The sequence below is a fragment of the Mucilaginibacter sp. UYCu711 genome (genome assembly GCF_050433825.1).
Lineage (GTDB): Bacteria > Bacteroidota > Bacteroidia > Sphingobacteriales > Sphingobacteriaceae > Mucilaginibacter.
On sequence record NZ_JBNPWM010000001.1, the window covers coordinates 845497 to 861891 of the forward strand.

Here is a 16395-nt window from a genome sequence, read left to right on the forward strand (position 1 = left end):
TGTCATTGCGAGCGCAGCACGGTAATAGCACGGAGAACAGTGTGTGTAATGCCATCGTTCGGAATGACATATAAATAATTATATTTGGCCTTGATAAGCACAAATATTGCTCATCTTTTAATTTATGACACTTCTACCTGTAGAAATAGCCGAAAAGTATGAATTAGTTGTTGGATTAGAGGTTCATGCGCAGCTATCTACATTAAGCAAATCTTTCTCGCCCGATTCTGCCGCTTTTGGGGCCGAGCCTAATCATCACATTAGTGCGATATCATTGGGCCACCCGGGTACTTTGCCGCGGATAAATAAACGCATGGTTGAATATGCGGTTAAAATGGGTTTGGCTTGTAATTGTACTATCAACTTAAATAACAGCTTTGCGCGTAAAAATTATTTCTACGCCGATCTGCCCAAAGGTTACCAGATAACCCAGGATCAGCACGCTATTTGTTTAGGCGGATCTGTAACGGTTCGGTTGGCAAACGGCACTACTAAGGATCTGGCTATTCACCACATCCACATGGAGGAAGATGCCGGCAAGAGCATGCACGATAATCATCATGCCGATTCGTTGATCGACCTGAACAGGGCAGGGGTACCGCTGATAGAAATTGTATCGCAACCTGATATGCGCAGTGCCGAAGAAGCAGGCCAGTTTTTAACCGAGATCCGCAAAACATTGCGCTATTTGGATATTTGCGATGGTAATATGGAAGAAGGCAGCATGCGTTGCGATGCCAATATTTCTGTTCGCCTGAAAGGCGCTATCGAATATGGCAACCGTTGCGAAGTGAAAAATCTAAACTCAATCCGTAATGTGCAGCGTGCTATCGAGCATGAGTTTGCGCGCCAGGTAAGAGCTATCGAGGCCGGCGAGCATATCGACCAAAATACGTTAAACTTTAATGCTGATACCGGCGAAACATCTGTACTGCGATCCAAAGAAATGGCTAACGATTACCGCTATTTCCCTGAGCCGGATTTGATGCCATTGGTTTTAGATCATGCTTATGTTGAAAATATTCGTAAGGTTTTGCCTGCTTTACCGACTGAGCTATATAAAAAGTATATGGAGCTTGGTTTATCAGATTATGATGCTTCGGTAATTACTGCCGATAGGGAAGTTGTGTTGTATTTTGAAGAATTGATTAAGCATACCTCAAACTATAAAGCCGCTGCACACTTAATGATGGGCGCAGTTAAATCATACCTAAACGAAAACGGTCAGCATATTACCGACCTGCATATCGAGCCAATTAATTTGGCGGGTATTATAAAATTGGTTGATGACGGTAAGATCAATAACACCATCGCTTCACATAAGCTATTCCCTGCGCTGGTTAAATCGCCGGGCAAAACTGCCGAAGCTTTGGCTGCCGAACTGAACTTATTGATCACTGCAGATAGTAGTGATGTAAGCCAATATATTAAAGATGCCCTGGCAAAATTCCCGGACAAGGTTATAGAATACCAAAAGGGTAAAAAAGGCGTTTTGGGTCTGTTTATGGGCGAGATCATGAAAAGCTCGAAAGGAAAGATCGATCCGCAGGCCACCAACAAATTATTAATCAAAGAATTAGAATCAAAATAAGATGATGCGTTCAGCAATTTACAGCGTAATAGCTTTGGTATTAGTATTAGCCTCATGTAAGGATGAGTCGGTATTTAAAATAGCAGGAACCCTGCAAAACCCGGGTAAAGTAAAAAAGGTTTACCTTTTAGAGGCAGATAGCGCGCAGATAAATATAATCGATTCTGTTGCCGTTAATGATGCCGGTAAATTTGAATTTAAACATTCAACACCGTTCGCTAATTTATATAAACTGCGCGTTGGTACCTCCATATTTGACCTGATAGCTAAAAACGGTGATGCTATCGAGTTCTCGACAGACGTGAACGATAAAACCGGTGCATACGATGTAAAGGGTTCTGAAAATTCTGATAAGATCAAGGAGTTTAATAAGCTTAGCCTTTATTATGGCAGCTTAAACGGTAAAGTAGTTGATGAGTACCAAACCAAACTGGAAGCTACCGGGAAAGAGGATTCGTTATTAAAGGTTTACCGCCCGTTGTTTGTAAAAAACATGGATGCTTACAGCAACGCGGTATTAAAGTTTGTTAACGATAATAAAAATTCGCTGGCTTCATTCTACGCCATATCGTCTATCGAGCCTATGAAGTATGAGCAGCAAATGGTTGATTATGCCGATTACCTGAAAGCAAATGGTACTTTTAGCGATAACCCTGCGGTACAACATTTTGTGCGCCAGATGATGGCGGTAAAGCCATTGTCTATCGGCCATAAAGCGCCTGATTTTACTTCAATGACACTGGATGATAAACCTGTTAAGCTTTCAGACTATAAAGGCAAATACGTAATGATAGACTTTTGGGCATCCTGGTGCGGCCCTTGCCGTGCCGAAAACCCCAATGTGGTTAAAGCTTATAATGCTTTTAAAGATAAAGGCTTTAACATATTAGGTGTGTCGCTTGACGTAGGCAAACCCGAGTGGAAAAAAGCGATCGAAGCTGATAAATTAACCTGGACACATGTATCAGACCTGAAACGTTTTGAAGGCCCTACCGAATTTTTGTATCACATTGAGGCTATCCCTACCAATTATATCATTGACCCACAGGGAATTATTGTTGCCAAGAACCTGAGCGGGACCGCCCTTGTCGACTTTTTAAACAAAACGTTTAGTAAGCCTATATAATATGTTAAGATAATACGGCGGTTAACAATTTGTTAATATTAACTTTACGGTAAGCTTTTTTTAAGTACATACTTTTATAACAAATTTATAATCGTCTATGAGCACCTCAACCAAACAAAAGATACTGATAGTTGACGATGAGCCGGATATTTTAGAGCTTATTGAGTATAACTTAAAAAAAGAAGGCTACCAGGTATTTACAGCCCGTAATGGCCAGGAAGCTGTTACCGAAGCTAAAAGATCATTACCCGACCTTATTGTGTTAGATATAATGATGCCTAAAATGGATGGCATAGAAGCCTGCCGTATTATGCGCACCATGCCCGAGTTTAAAAATACCTTTATGGTATTCCTGACTGCCCGCAGCGAAGAATATTCTGAGATTGCAGGTTTTAATGTTGGTGCTGATGATTATATAGCTAAACCTATAAAGCCACGCGCATTGGTTAGCCGCATAAACGCCATACTGCGCCGCAACGCGCCTGCAGAAGATATTAGCGATAACAAATTAGAGATTGGCGAGCTGGTTATCGACCGTGAAGCCTACCTGGTTTTCAAAAAAGGCGAAAAGGTTGTATTAGCCAAAAAAGAATTTGAATTATTATACCTACTGGCTTCAAAACCGGGCAAGGTTTATACCCGCGAGGTGATATTAAAAAACATCTGGGAAGATTCGGTAGTGGTTACTAACCGTACCATCGATGTACACATACGTAAGCTGCGCGAAAAACTGGGCGACGATATAGTTGCTACGGTAAAAGGCGTAGGTTATAAATTTGAAGCATAAACAAAAAGGCCCCGAATATCGGGGCTTTTTTGTTTTGAGGGAACTAAACTTACAATACCGGTTTCTTTTTTGCCTTGCTTGCAGCAGGTGCTGTTTTTGTACCTGCTGATTTTTTAGCGCTTGCAGTTACTGCTTTAGCTTTAGTATCAGCTTTTGCTTTAACAGCGGCTACTTCTTTTTTTGCTTTAGCAGAGATATCTTTTGCTTTTGCATCAGCTTTAGTTTTAACATCAGCAGCTTTGGCTTTTACCTCTTTAACTTTTGTATCGGCTTTAGCCTTAACCTCTTTTACAGCTGTTTTTGCTTTAGCAGTTGTATCGGCAACTTTTGCTTTAACTGCGGTTTTAGCAGCGGTCACTTTTTTAGTGGCAGCTTTTTTAGCGGGAGCGACTTTTTTGGTCAGGTCCTCTATTTTATCTTCAGCAGCTTCTTTTATATCTTCGGCTTTGTCTTTGGTACCGTCCCAAAGCTCTTCAATGGTTTCTTTCACCTTCTCGAAAAATCCCTTTTCTTCAGGTTTGGTTGGTTTGTTACTCATGTTGTTTTATTGTTAGATTGAATAATATGTTTTTCAAAATACAATAACCGCACCAACAGGCGTTTGTTTGTGTTTTAGCGGCTATAACGTATGTTAAACAGATAAATGCGTAAAAAACCGTACTTTTACCGCCTATTATTTTATACATGAAGATTCCAAAATTTACCGACCTGATTCTGTTTGAGGATGATGACCTGATCGTAATTAACAAGCCTGCCTTTATCAGCTCGCTTGATGAGCGTGAGGGCGGCGAGATCAATATACTGCGTTTAGCTAAAGAGTATTCGGACGACGCACAGATATGCCACCGCCTGGATAAAGAGACCTCTGGTGCCTTAATAATAGCCAAGAACCCAGAAGCTTACCGCACGGTATCTATGCAGTTTGAAAAGCGCCAGGTTAATAAGGTTTATCATGCTGTAATTGACGGTACCCATATATTTGAAAAGTTATTGGTTGATCTGCCGATATTAAACGTAGGCAAAGGCAACGTAACTATCAGCCGCCAGGAAGGCAAAAGAGCCGAAACCTGGTTCCAGTCGATAAAATTCTTTAAGCATTATACATTGGTAGAGTGCCGGCCGGTAACCGGCCGTATGCACCAGATCCGGATTCACCTGGCTACTCAACGAGCTTCCATCGCCGGTGACGAGATGTATAAAGGCAAACCGGTTTTCCTGTCAGCCATTAAACGTAAATATCATTTAGGTAAAGACCAGGAAGAGCTGCCTATCATGAAACGATTTGCATTGCACGCTTACGAAGTTACTTTCAAGAAGATGGATGGCACATCCATAACCATACACGCACCATACCCAAAGGACTTTGAAACGCTGTTAAAGTTATTGGAGAAGTTTGATTCTTAAAGAAGTTATGAGTGATGAGTATTGAGTTATGAGTAAGTAAAACTCAAAACCTATCACTCAAAACTCAGTACTATTTGATCATTACCCCCGGCTTATTCACCACGGGCAGTTTTATAAAATTAGCATCAATAATACTCTCGGGCAGGAAGATGAATTTTTTGTCGTAGATCTGTTTGCCTATGTAATAGCTAACCCAGTACTCGTTGTTTAAGCCAAAGGTTTGTTCGTCGATCATCTCGACTTGTTTGTAGCTACCATTTTCAATAACCGGGAACATGTGGCGCAAGGTAGAGGTTTTAACGTGTTCGCCATCCTTCTCGCCATAACCTTTTGAGGTGATCAGCACATTTTCAATCGGCTCTTTTTTTAGGTTGATAAGATATACGTGAAACGTTTTACTTTCGGCATTCTCACCCTCTAAAGCCACAGCCACAGCAATATCAGTTACGTTATTTTCGGGGAGGTCTTTTATCATGGTAGTTTTGAGTTTTGGGTTGTGAGTTATGAGTATTGAGTAATAACCTTCACCTCATCACTCAATACTCACAACTCATTACTTCTTCTTAGCGAATTTCTTACCGCCTTTTTTAGGCGCTTTGGCATCTGCGGCAGCTAATGCTTTTACCTGCTCGAATGTTAGCGTTAGCGGGTCGGTAACATCCTTTGGGATCTTAACGTTTTGTTTGCCAAATTCAATATAAGGCCCCCAACGACCGTTTAATATTTTAAACGTCGGATCCTCATCAAACGCCTTAATCAGTTTTTCGGCATCTTTTTTACGTTTCTCCAATATCAACTCAATCGCCTGTTCTTCGGTAACATCCAGCGGATCAATTTCCTTAGGTAAGGATACAAAGGCGCTGTTATGGCTGATGTACGGGCCAAAGCGGCCGATGGCAACCTTCATTGGTTTGTTCTCGAACTCACCAACAACTTTAGGCAGTTTAAACAGCTCGAGCGCTTCCTCTAAAGTAATGGTTTCAATGCTTTGGCCGGTGCGTAAGCTGGCGTATAATGGTTTGTAGTCCTTATTATCGTCGCTGGCATTTTCGCCTACCTGTACAAACGGGCCGTAGCGGCCTATGCGTACAGATACTTTCTCGCCCTTTTCGGGATGTACACCTAAGTCGCGTACCCCGGTGGCTTTATCGGCGGTTTCAATCGTGCTTTGTACGTCGGCATGAAATGGTTTGTAAAAATTACCGATCATGGTGGTCCATTCTTCCAATCCGGCGGCTATCTCATCAAATTGTTTCTCGACCTTGGCGGTAAAGTTAAAATCAACAATACCCTTAAAGTGCTGTACCAGGAAATCATTAACTACCGAACCTATATCCGTAGGAAATAATTTACCACGCTCTGCACCAGTATTCTCGGTACGCTCTTCTTTAGCTATGTTTTTATCTTTCAGCGTCAATACCCTGAATTTACGTTGCTTGCCTTCGCGTTCTTCTTTTACCACATAACCACGGTTTTGTATGGTTGATATAGTAGGGGCGTAGGTTGATGGACGGCCAATACCTAACTCTTCCAACTTCTTAACCAGGCTGGCCTCGGTGTATCGTGCGGGTGGGCGCGAGAAGCGTTCGGTTGCAGTCATTTCTTCCAGGTCCAGGCGCTGGCCCTTGGTTAAAGGTGGCAGCATGGCGTTGTCGCCATCCTGTTGGGTATCATCCTCGTCGTCATCCGATTCCAGGTAAACTTTAAGAAAACCATCAAATTTCATCACCTCGCCATTGGCGGTTAACTCGTCTTTACGTGTTGATATACCGATCTTTGCAGTGGTTTTCTCAAACTGAGCTTCACTCATTTGTGATGCTATCGCACGTTTCCAGATCAGCTCATATAAACGTTTTTCGCTGCCATCGCCTTCAATGGTATGGTTACTAAAATAGGTAGGGCGGATAGCTTCGTGAGCTTCCTGTGCGCCTGCGCTTTTAGTTTTATATTTTCTATGCTGATGATATTTATCGCCGTAGGCTGACGTAATTTGCTGTTGCGCGGCAGCTAACGCGGTGTCAGACAAGTTAACAGAATCGGTACGCATATAAGTAATATGCCCGGCTTCGTATAATTTCTGCGCGATCTGCATCGTACGGGAAACAGAGTATCCCAATTTACGGCTTGCTTCCTGTTGCAGGGTAGATGTAGTAAACGGTGCAGCCGGCGAGCGCTTTGCAGGCCTGGTCTCTAACGAGTTTACATTAAAATCAGCACCGATACAATCTGTCAGGAATTTCTCGGCATCTTCCTGTTTGCTATACCGCTCGGCTAACTCGGCTTTAAATGCCTGCCTGCCTTTACCAAATATGGCTACTATTTTAAACGCTGCTTCTGACTGGAATTTATTGATCTCGCGCTCGCGCTCTACTATTATACGTACCGCGACTGATTGTACACGGCCTGCAGACAGTGAAGGCTTAACCTTTTTCCATAATACCGGTGATAGCTCAAAACCCACTAATCTGTCTAAAACACGGCGCGCCTGTTGTGCATTTACCAGGTTATAATCTATTTTCCGGGGATTATCTATGGCGGCCATAATAGCCGGTTTGGTTATCTCATGGAAAACGATCCGTTTTGTGGTAGCGTCTTTTAAATTTAAAGTTTCAAATAAGTGCCATGATATGGCCTCTCCCTCGCGGTCCTCATCGGACGCTAACCAAACCATTTCGGCTTCTTTAGCTAATTTCTTTAACTCGCTAACTACCTGCTTCTTATCGGCAGGTACCTCATAGGTTTGTTTGAAATTATTGGCTACGTCAATAGCATCTTCTGATTTAACCAGATCACGGATATGCCCGTAACTCGACTTAACGGTGAAGTCTTTTCCCAGGTATCCCTCAATGGTTTTAGCTTTCGCCGGAGATTCTACTATCAGTAAATTTTTAGCCATTTAGTCCAATTATTTTTTGCAAATAAAACATAAAGAAAACGAAACGCAAACTTTGTCCCGAGTTTAATTTTTTCCTTCAACGGAAAATGTAATAATAGGAATGCGAGAGAGGGTGAGATCTTACATTAAAAACCCACCACCAAGCAGGTCATTGCCTTCATAAAAAACAGCCGACTGGCCTGGGGCAATGCCCGATACCATGTGCGTGAAATCCACTTTCATGTGTTCGCCCATTTGTAAAATGGTGCTTTCGGCACCGGCATCTTTATATCTTATTTTGGTGATAGCGTTTAAAGGCTCGGTAATGCTGGCGTATTTAACCAGGTTTAAGTTTTTAACCCAGGCTTGTTTCTTTTGCAGTTCATCCTCGGTACCTAAAACTACGGTATTGGTAACGGGGTCTATATGCGTTACAAACATTGGATGGCCCAAAGCTATACCCAAACCACGCCGCTGGCCGATGGTATAGAATGGATAACCTTGATGCTTGCCCACTATAGTGCCGTCTGTTAGCGTAAAGTTACCACCGGCAACACGTTGCTCAAGGTCCTCTACTTTGTGTCTTAAAAAGGCTCTATAGTCGTTATCCGGTACAAAGCATATCTCGTAGCTTTCGCTTTTGCCGGCCAGCTCTATCTGGCCCATGTCTAACGCCATTTGCCTGATCTCGGGCTTAGAGAAACTACCTAACGGAAATTTGGTACGCGCCAGGTTTTCCTGCGAAACGCCCCAAAGCACGTAGGATTGATCTTTATTTTCGTCTTTACCTTTTGATATTACGTAACGGCCGCTATCCTGTAAACGGATATTAGCATAGTGGCCGGTTGCAATAAACTCGCAATCCAGCTTATCGGCACGCTTTAATAATGCTTCCCATTTAATATGGGTATTACATAGCACGCATGGGTTAGGGGTGCGGCCGGCAAGGTATTCGTCAACAAAGTTGTCAATTACAAAATCGCCAAACTCGTTACGGATATCCAATATATAATGGGGGAAACCATAACCTACAGCTAATGACCGGGCATCATTAATACTGTCCAGGCTGCAACAGCCGGTTTCTTTAGAGCTGCCACCTGCCGAAGCATAGTCCCAGGTTTTCATGGTTAGGCCAATAACTTCATAGCCCTGCTCATGCAGCATCACTGCCGCCACCGAACTATCAACGCCACCGCTCATTGCCACTAATATCCTTCCGTGCTTACTCATATTGGCGGCAAAGATACGGCTTTCAAATTTATGTTGATGATAGGAGTTAGTCAGTTAAGGGTAAAAAGGAGCAAGGGCAGATTATGAACGTACCTGTCCATCGCCTTTAACCAGCCACTTATAGCTGGTTAACTCCTGCAAACCCATTGGTCCGCGGGCGTGCAGTTTTTGTGTGCTGATACCAATTTCGGCACCCAGGCCAAACTGCGCGCCATCTGTAAAAGCGGTGGAAGCATTTACGTAAACTGCTGCGGCATCAACCCGGTTTAAAAAGGTTTCCATATTTTTTGTATTTTCAGTAATGATAGCTTCGCTGTGTTTTGAACTATGTGTCGCGATATGATCCAGCGCTTGTTGAAAGCTATCAACCGTTTTTATAGCCATTTTCATGGATAAAAATTCTGTGCCAAAATGCTCCGGCCCGGCTTTAAATAATAGCGCAGCAGGGTAGTGGTGCTGTAATGCCGCATAAGCTTCGTCATCCGCATAAATTGTTACACCGGCATTGCCTAACGGTTTGGCTATTTGCGGCAGATCGGCTAAACGGTCAGCATGAATGATAGCACAATCCAAAGCATTACATACGCTAACCCGGCGCGTTTTTGAGTTAAAGATGATATCAGTTCCTTTTTTCAGATCGGCAAACTCATCAAAATAGGTATGTACAATACCCGCGCCGGTTTCAATAACGGGCACTTTGCTGTTTTTGCGCACGCTGTCTATCAACCCTTGGCTGCCGCGGGGGATAATTACATCAACAAAACCAACCGCCTGCATTAATGCTTCGGCAGCTTCGCGTTCTTTAGGCAGCAAAACTGCTACGTTTATATCAATGTTATGTTTAGTTAATACGTTATGAATGACCGCAATAATAGCCTGGTTTGAATAAACAGCATCGCTGCCGCCTTTTAAAATACAAACGTTCCCGGTTTTAAAACAAAGCGCGAATACATCAAAAGTGACATTAGGCCTTGCCTCATATATCACCCCAATTACGCCCAATGGAACGCTGATTTTTGAGATGTGTAACCCATTAGGCATTGTTTTTTCTGACAGGATATGTCCCAGCGGATTTTCCAGGCGCGATACGTTAATTATGTCATCAGCTATCCCCTTAATTCGCTCGGTTGTAAGCTTTAGCCTGTCGTAGTTTGGATTGGCGGGGTCCATCCGGTCAAGGTCTTTTTTATTCTCGGCTAACAAGTAATCCGTTTGCGCAACAGCCGCGGCAGCCAGGTCGGTTAAAACCTGGTTAATGGCATCGGGCGACAGGTTTAAATTACGTGCAGCCAACTGTGCGTTTTCAAAATATTGGTTATAGCTCATGGTAGTTAGCTTGTTAAATAAAGATAATCATAATGCACCAGCGGTTTTTGGTTTTTCTGGCCGATGCTTTCTTTGGCTTTATCGGCGCCATATTCGGCAATGCCTAAACCTATGGTTTCATTTTGTTCATCAACCAGTTTAATGATCTCGCCTTTTTTAAAGTCGGTTAATATAGCAACAACACCAACGGGTAATAAACTGGTAGCCTTGTTAGATATTAACGCGGCTTTGGCCCCGCCGTTAACCTGTACCACACCAGTAGCCGATTTTTCGGAATGAGCTATCCATTTCTTTTTCTCGGACGCGGTTTTGTTAGGCACAAAGCGGGTATGTTTGGCGGTGCCGTTAAGCACATCCAATAAAATATTATCCGTAGTGCCATTAGCAATATGCACGGCTATACCCAGTTTAGCTGTTTTTTGAGCCATGTGCGATTTGGTGATCATGCCGCCACGCCCAAACTGCGACCGGCCCGATGTTACAAACGAAGCAAAATCTATCCCGGTGTCTACAACTTCGGTAATTATTGCCGACCCTTTATCATCAGGGTTGCCATCAAAGATCCCATCAACGTTAGTTAATATTATCAGCGCCTGTGCATTGAGCATAGATGCTATTAACCCCGCAAGCTCATCATTATCGGTAAACATCAGTTCGGTTACAGATACCACATCATTCTCATTTACTATGGGTATTACCTGGTGCTGTAATAATATTTCCAGGCAGTTTTTCATATTTAAATAATGCTGGCGGCCTTTAAAATCCTCGGTAGTTACCAGCACCTGAGCACATAGCATCTCATGCTTTTCAAATAGCTGCGCATAAGTATTTATCAGTTTAACCTGGCCGATGGATGCAAGCAGCTGGCGCGTTGCTATAGCGTCGTTTTTATCAGAAACGGTAATTAAGCTCCGGCCTGAGGCAACGGCACCTGAAGATACCAATGTAACCTCGATGCCCTGTTTTTTTATGGAGACGATCTGCTCAACCAACTTGCTTATCCGCTGCTGATCGGGGAGGCCGTTGCTTTGCGTTAATACATTCGAGCCTATTTTTATTACTATCCGTTTGTAGTGAAAAGTCATTATTTAATATCAATATCAGCACAAATATTGCATTATTTAACGGTTTTGAATAGAGTTTTAACTGAAATTGATTAAAAATTGACTTGAATGGCACAGTTCAGACCGTTAAAAATGCTATTTCTGTAAAATTAGGCGTAAAACAGTAAAAAAGCAGATTAAAAATTAAAATTCCAGGTAAAAAATAATTGTCAGAATAGGAGAGGCCATTGCTCATGTAACTCACCTAAAAAAAAATTTCAAAAATAATTTGGAGTTTGATTTATTTAAATACTTTTGTCTACTTATTCTATAGACTTTATGTATTTAATTAAAACACTACACCTGCCATCTACACAAATGCACATCGCTTCCGGATGTTGCTGTTGTTAATCAACAACAAATCATACTATTCATATTCTACAATTTTTAATCAACTCAATTCTTAATTATATATAAACATGAAACCTATTTCGTATTTGAAAAAAACCTTACTCTTAACTTTTTTACTTCTTTCGTCGGCTGCTGTTTTTGCACAAAAAACATTAACCGGTGTTATAAAAGATAGCAAAGGCACCCCGGTACCACATGCAACGGTGGTAATAAGAGGCACCAAAGTTGGCACCAGCGCCGACGAAAATGGCCAGTTCTCTATAACACCAACCATAGCGGCACCATTTTACATCAGAGTAAGTTCTGTTGGCTACAAACCACAGGATTTCCAGATCTTAACCGTACAGGATACACCTATAACGTTTGAACTGATAAGCGACGACCAGTTAACCGAGATAGTGGTTACCTCGCGCCGCCGTAAAGAACTTTTACAGGATGTTCCTATTCCAATTTCGGTAGTAGGTGGTAAACAAATTGATGAGGCCGGTGCATTTAACGTTAACCTGGTTAAGCAATTTGTACCTTCATTACAATTGTACACTTCAAATCCGCGCAATACAGGCATTAATATCCGTGGTATCGGTTCACCGTTTGGTTTAACAAATGATGGCCTTGACCCCGGCGTTGGTGTATATGTAGACGGTGTTTACTACGCTCGCCCTGCAGTTGCAACGTTTGACTTTATCGACGTAGAAAACATCGAAGTATTACGCGGGCCGCAAGGTACCTTATTTGGTAAAAACACAGCCGCAGGCGCTTTTAATATTACAACACGTAAACCAAGCTTTACTCCGGGTGCAACTTTCGAAACCAGTTTTGGTAACTTCGGGTACGTTCAGGCTAAAGCAGCGGTAACAGGCCCTTTAACAAAAAATATCGCGGCACGCATATCATTCTCGGGTACACAGCGCGATGGCTTGGTTCAAAACGTTCGTACAGGACGTGCAACTAACGACCTTAATAACTTAGGTGCCCGTGTGCAATTCCTATACAAACCATCTGAAGATGTTGCTATTACTTTATCAGGTGACGTGTCTGACCAAAAACCTGATGGTTATGCCCAGGTAATTGCCGGTGTTGCACCAACTAAACGTGCCGCTTATCGCCAGTTTAATGCAATCATTGCAGATTTGGGTTACACGCTGCCATCAACAAACGCTTTTGATCGTGTTATAGATCATGATACACCATGGAGATCAGGTAACCAATTGGGTGGTGTTTCATTAAATGGTGATTTCAAAATAGGTCCGGGTACTTTAACCTCGACTACTGCCTATCGTTACTGGAACTGGGATCCATCAAACGACAGGGATTTTACAGGTTTACCGGTATTGGCAAAATCACAAAATCCTGCAAAACATCATAACTGGTCGCAAGAAGTGCGCTATGCGGGTAATTTTGCTGAAAAGCTTAGCGGTGTAGTTGGCTTGTTTTACCTTGACCAGGTAGTTAATATTACCGGTACAGAGGAGTCTGGCGCAGCGCAGTACCGCTTCGCTAAAAGCTCAACCGGTAACAACGCCAATACACCGGGCGTAACCAACGATCAACTATGGGCTACACCAGGTTTGCTGGAAGGATATGGTATTTATACCGATGCTTCTATTAAATCAAAAAGCGCGGCAGCGTTTGCCAGTATTGATTATGAACTTTTTAAAGGTTTCCATATTATCCCGGGTGGTCGTATCAACTACGATAAAAAGGATGTGTACTATAACCGCGTCGCCAAAGGCGGTTTAGATATTGCTAACAGTAGCTATAGCGCTGCCGTAAAAGCGGAACTTGTAAAGATAAAGAATGGCGTATATAGCAGTCAAAATTATGCGACCAATGTTGACGAGAAAAACTTCACTTATTCTTTAACTGCCGCTTACAGGCCAAATGCACAACTTAACGCTTTCGCAACTTACTCAACAAGCTATAAGCCGGTAGGTGTAAACGTGGCGGGCTTGCCATCGCCAGAGGCCGGCAAAACCATATTAGACTATGCTGTGATCAAGCCTGAGAAAACAAAACACGTTGAGTTTGGCATTAAAAGCACACCATTGCCTAACCTGATCTTGAATCTTACTTTCCATCACTCAGATATCGACAATTACCAGACAAACGTTCAATCGCCGGATTTAACCGTTAATCGTGGGTATATTGCCAATGCTGAAAAAGTAAATGTAAAAGGTATAGAATTTGATGGCAGCTACAGAGTTTCACAAAGTGTCTCGGTATACGGATCTGTTGCCTATACGGATGCCAAATATGTGAAATTTACCGATGCACCACTTGCATTAGAAGAAACCGGTTTATTACCTCCATTTAAAGATATTTCGGGCACAATACTTCCCGGTGTTTCAAAATGGGCAGGGTCATTAGGCGGCGAGTTTGCTACCGATGCTAAATTTATAAATAATACTACATCAAAATTCTTTGTGGCAATTGATGAATCTTTCCGTTCATCGTTCTCTTCAAGTGCAACGCCTTCGGCTTATTTAAATATTGCCGGTTATGGTTTACTTAATGCACGTTTGGGCTTTAAAGCTACACACGGTTTAGGTGCTTATATCTGGGGCCGTAACATACTTAACCAAAACTATTTTGAGCAATTATTACCGGCAGGTGGTAACGCGGGCCAGTATGCAGGTGTACTTGGCGACCAACGTACGGTTGGTGTAACATTACGCTATTCTTTATAACGATCTTTTCTTTAGGTTTATAATTGGTAAAGCGGGTTCAGGGTCTCCTGACCCGCTTTTTTCTTATAACCGTGCGGACTTAGATTTTTTTATTAAGCCACGCTTCCGGCAGTATTTAATCTCTTGTGATAAAAAATATACGAGCAGGCTAAAACAGCAATTAATACCAACATAAATGCCCAATCTTTAAAAGCAAAGCCAGAAGCATAAAAAGAATATGTTGCGCCAATAAGATCAAACATAAAGCCTGCATACGCCCATTCTTTAAGTCGGGGGAAGCCCGGAGTAAGGATAGCTATTACGCCCAATACTTTGGCTACTGCTAATAGATGTAACACATATGGCCTATACCCAATTGCATCGAGCATTTTAGCACCTTCGGGGTTTTCCATAAAACTTGTAGCAGCCGAAAAAAGCATCATACCTAATATCAATCCGGTACTAACCCAGTAAATAATGTTGATCGTTGTTTTGTTCATGTTAAGTGTAGTTAGGTTTTTAATTGTTTAATAGCCTGATACGGCTTTTCGTTGACTAATATAACAGGATTTATAATAATATGGAACTGATGTTAAAATGTGTCATACTTTATAAAAATGGTATTTGGCCGATGCGCCTATATACAGTATATCACTGCTAACCACATAAAACGACCGATTAGGTCGTAAAAAAGAATTGCTAACGTTAGGGTTAGCTGGTAAATGTATTTCATAAGATGTGGCAGATAAGCAAATAGCTGCAAAAGTGTCTCAAATAGATAATGGGATGGTAAGTTTTTGCACTCATTTATATCAACAGGTATAACGTATCCAACTTTCCTACAGATTGTTTACTGAAATTGCTTTAAAAACAATCATGAAAAAGTTTAGCTATTTATTGATGACGGCAATGCTGGCATCATCATTTGGTTTGCAGGCACAAACTAAAACCGGCTTTCATATCCTAAAAGATATTCCTATTGGCAGCAGTGGCGGCTGGGACTATATAACTGTCGACGGTGCAGATAAACGCATGTTTGTGTCACATGGCACGCAGGTTAATATTTTAAGCACCGCCGGCGATTCGATAGGTGTTATCCCCAATACGGCCGGTGTTCATGGTATCGCGCTTATCAAATCATTAGGTAAAGGCTATACCAGCAATGGCAGGGCCAATACGGTTTCTGTTTTTGATCTGCAGACCTATAAAGTTTTAAATGATATCCCCGTAGGGCAAAACCCCGATGCTATTTTTTATGATGATTTTTCAAAAAAGATAATCACCTGTAATGGCCGTAGTAAGGACGCTACCATAATAGACCCCGCTACCAATAAAGTAGTAGCAACGGTGGCTTTGGGCGATAAACCCGAAACAGCGGTGTCAGACGGCAAGGGTAAGATATTTGTAAACGGCGAAACCACCGGCGCTATCATTGTATTTGATGCCACTACCTATAAAGAAATTGCCCGTTATAAAATTGATGGGGGCGAAGAACCAACCGGCTTAGCTATCGACCGCGTCACCAACCGTTTATTTATAGCCTGCGCCGGATCAAAAACCATGGTAATAATGAATGCTGCCAACGGTAAAACCGTAGCGAAGTTCCCCATAGGGGATTCGGATGGATTGGTATTCGACCCGCAATCAAAAATGATTTACGCGGCCAATACCGGCGGAACGATAAGCGCGGTAAAGGAAATAGCAGCAGATAAATATGAGTTTGTTGAAACCATTGCTTCCGAGCCCAGCGCCCGTACCATTGGGATAGACTATACCACGCATCACCTGTTTTTACCGGCAGCTAAAACAGAACCCAACCCAAATGGCGGAAGGCCAAAACAAATACCCGGTTCCTTCCACGTAATTGAAGTAGGTAAATAACCCCTTTTATATATATTCCTGTTTAGGCCGCTTACTGATTACAGTAGCGGCTTTT

13 protein-coding genes are annotated in these 16395 nt (G+C 42.3%); 6 read left to right on the forward strand and 7 right to left on the reverse strand.

Annotated elements, in window-relative coordinates; genetic code table 11:
• Positions 1-124 precede the first annotated feature (124 nt).
• From gatB to ABIB50_RS03825, 3 genes are all read left to right on the forward strand, one after another.
• Positions 125-1591, forward strand: a complete 1467-nt coding sequence (gene gatB / locus ABIB50_RS03815) for an Asp-tRNA(Asn)/Glu-tRNA(Gln) amidotransferase subunit GatB (protein WP_429377399.1) — start codon at positions 125-127, stop codon at positions 1589-1591.
• 1 nt (position 1592) lies between these two features.
• Positions 1593-2717 carry a redoxin domain-containing protein gene (locus tag ABIB50_RS03820; protein WP_429377400.1) on the forward strand — a complete coding sequence of 375 codons (1125 nt, stop codon included), beginning with the start codon at positions 1593-1595 and terminating at the stop codon, positions 2715-2717.
• Positions 2718-2814: 97 nt separating this feature from the next.
• A complete protein-coding gene (locus tag ABIB50_RS03825; RefSeq protein ID WP_429377401.1) occupies positions 2815-3504 on the forward strand; it encodes a response regulator transcription factor in 690 nt (229 codons plus the stop codon).
• A 49-nt stretch (positions 3505-3553) separates the two neighbouring features.
• Here ABIB50_RS03825 and ABIB50_RS03830 read toward each other — a convergent pair whose 3' ends face one another.
• On the reverse strand, positions 3554-4042 hold the full coding sequence (locus ABIB50_RS03830; protein WP_429377402.1) for a hypothetical protein: 489 nt from the start codon (positions 4040-4042) through the stop codon (positions 3554-3556).
• Between the two features lie 146 nt (positions 4043-4188).
• Between ABIB50_RS03830 and ABIB50_RS03835 the strand changes: the two genes are divergently transcribed.
• Positions 4189-4908 carry an RluA family pseudouridine synthase gene (locus ABIB50_RS03835; protein ID WP_429377403.1) on the forward strand — a complete coding sequence of 240 codons (720 nt, stop codon included), beginning with the start codon at positions 4189-4191 and terminating at the stop codon, positions 4906-4908.
• Positions 4909-4978: 70 nt separating this feature from the next.
• Here the strand turns inward: ABIB50_RS03835 and ABIB50_RS03840 are convergent, their stop codons facing one another.
• From ABIB50_RS03840 to proB, 5 genes are all read right to left on the reverse strand, one after another.
• Positions 4979-5383, reverse strand: coding sequence for a hypothetical protein (locus ABIB50_RS03840; RefSeq protein WP_429377404.1), 405 nt, complete (start codon positions 5381-5383; stop codon positions 4979-4981).
• A gap of 78 nt (positions 5384-5461) precedes the next feature.
• A complete protein-coding gene (gene topA / locus ABIB50_RS03845; protein ID WP_429377405.1) occupies positions 5462-7804 on the reverse strand; it encodes a type I DNA topoisomerase in 2343 nt (780 codons plus the stop codon).
• Positions 7805-7924: 120 nt separating this feature from the next.
• Positions 7925-9013 carry a tRNA 2-thiouridine(34) synthase MnmA gene (mnmA, locus tag ABIB50_RS03850; RefSeq protein ID WP_429377406.1) on the reverse strand — a complete coding sequence of 363 codons (1089 nt, stop codon included), beginning with the start codon at positions 9011-9013 and terminating at the stop codon, positions 7925-7927.
• A gap of 81 nt (positions 9014-9094) precedes the next feature.
• Complete coding sequence (locus ABIB50_RS03855; RefSeq protein WP_429377408.1) at positions 9095-10339, reverse strand: glutamate-5-semialdehyde dehydrogenase; 1245 nt, start codon at positions 10337-10339, stop codon at positions 9095-9097.
• Between the two features lie 5 nt (positions 10340-10344).
• The gene (gene proB, locus ABIB50_RS03860; RefSeq protein WP_429377410.1) at positions 10345-11424 is read right to left on the reverse strand and encodes a glutamate 5-kinase; all 1080 of its coding nucleotides are present in this window, start codon (positions 11422-11424) and stop codon (positions 10345-10347) included.
• A 437-nt stretch (positions 11425-11861) separates the two neighbouring features.
• Between proB and ABIB50_RS03865 the strand changes: the two genes are divergently transcribed.
• The gene (locus tag ABIB50_RS03865; protein ID WP_429377412.1) at positions 11862-14480 is read left to right on the forward strand and encodes a TonB-dependent receptor; all 2619 of its coding nucleotides are present in this window, start codon (positions 11862-11864) and stop codon (positions 14478-14480) included.
• Positions 14481-14572: 92 nt separating this feature from the next.
• Here the strand turns inward: ABIB50_RS03865 and ABIB50_RS03870 are convergent, their stop codons facing one another.
• Positions 14573-14959 (reverse strand): DoxX family protein, encoded by a 387-nt coding sequence (locus ABIB50_RS03870; RefSeq protein ID WP_429377414.1) that lies wholly within the window; start codon positions 14957-14959, stop codon positions 14573-14575.
• Between the two features lie 376 nt (positions 14960-15335).
• Here ABIB50_RS03870 and ABIB50_RS03875 point away from each other — a divergent pair, with 376 nt between their 5' ends.
• The gene (locus tag ABIB50_RS03875) at positions 15336-16340 is read left to right on the forward strand and encodes a YncE family protein (protein WP_429377415.1); all 1005 of its coding nucleotides are present in this window, start codon (positions 15336-15338) and stop codon (positions 16338-16340) included.
• Positions 16341-16395: the final 55 nt, after the last annotated feature.

Coding starts and splice junctions, on each gene's coding strand:
- ABIB50_RS03825 (WP_429377401.1), top strand. CDS start 2,815: ATGAGCACCTCAACCAAACAAAAGATACTGATAGTTGACGATGAGCCG.
- ABIB50_RS03865 (WP_429377412.1), top strand. CDS start 11,862: ATGAAACCTATTTCGTATTTGAAAAAAACCTTACTCTTAACTTTTTTA.
- ABIB50_RS03835 (WP_429377403.1), top strand. CDS start 4,189: ATGAAGATTCCAAAATTTACCGACCTGATTCTGTTTGAGGATGATGAC.
- ABIB50_RS03855 (WP_429377408.1), bottom strand. CDS start 10,339: ATGAGCTATAACCAATATTTTGAAAACGCACAGTTGGCTGCACGTAAT.
- proB (WP_429377410.1), bottom strand. CDS start 11,424: ATGACTTTTCACTACAAACGGATAGTAATAAAAATAGGCTCGAATGTA.
- ABIB50_RS03870 (WP_429377414.1), bottom strand. CDS start 14,959: ATGAACAAAACAACGATCAACATTATTTACTGGGTTAGTACCGGATTG.
- mnmA (WP_429377406.1), bottom strand. CDS start 9,013: ATGAGTAAGCACGGAAGGATATTAGTGGCAATGAGCGGTGGCGTTGAT.
- ABIB50_RS03840 (WP_429377404.1), bottom strand. CDS start 5,383: ATGATAAAAGACCTCCCCGAAAATAACGTAACTGATATTGCTGTGGCT.
- ABIB50_RS03830 (WP_429377402.1), bottom strand. CDS start 4,042: ATGAGTAACAAACCAACCAAACCTGAAGAAAAGGGATTTTTCGAGAAG.
- topA (WP_429377405.1), bottom strand. CDS start 7,804: ATGGCTAAAAATTTACTGATAGTAGAATCTCCGGCGAAAGCTAAAACC.
- gatB (WP_429377399.1), top strand. CDS start 125: ATGACACTTCTACCTGTAGAAATAGCCGAAAAGTATGAATTAGTTGTT.
- ABIB50_RS03875 (WP_429377415.1), top strand. CDS start 15,336: ATGAAAAAGTTTAGCTATTTATTGATGACGGCAATGCTGGCATCATCA.
- ABIB50_RS03820 (WP_429377400.1), top strand. CDS start 1,593: ATGATGCGTTCAGCAATTTACAGCGTAATAGCTTTGGTATTAGTATTA.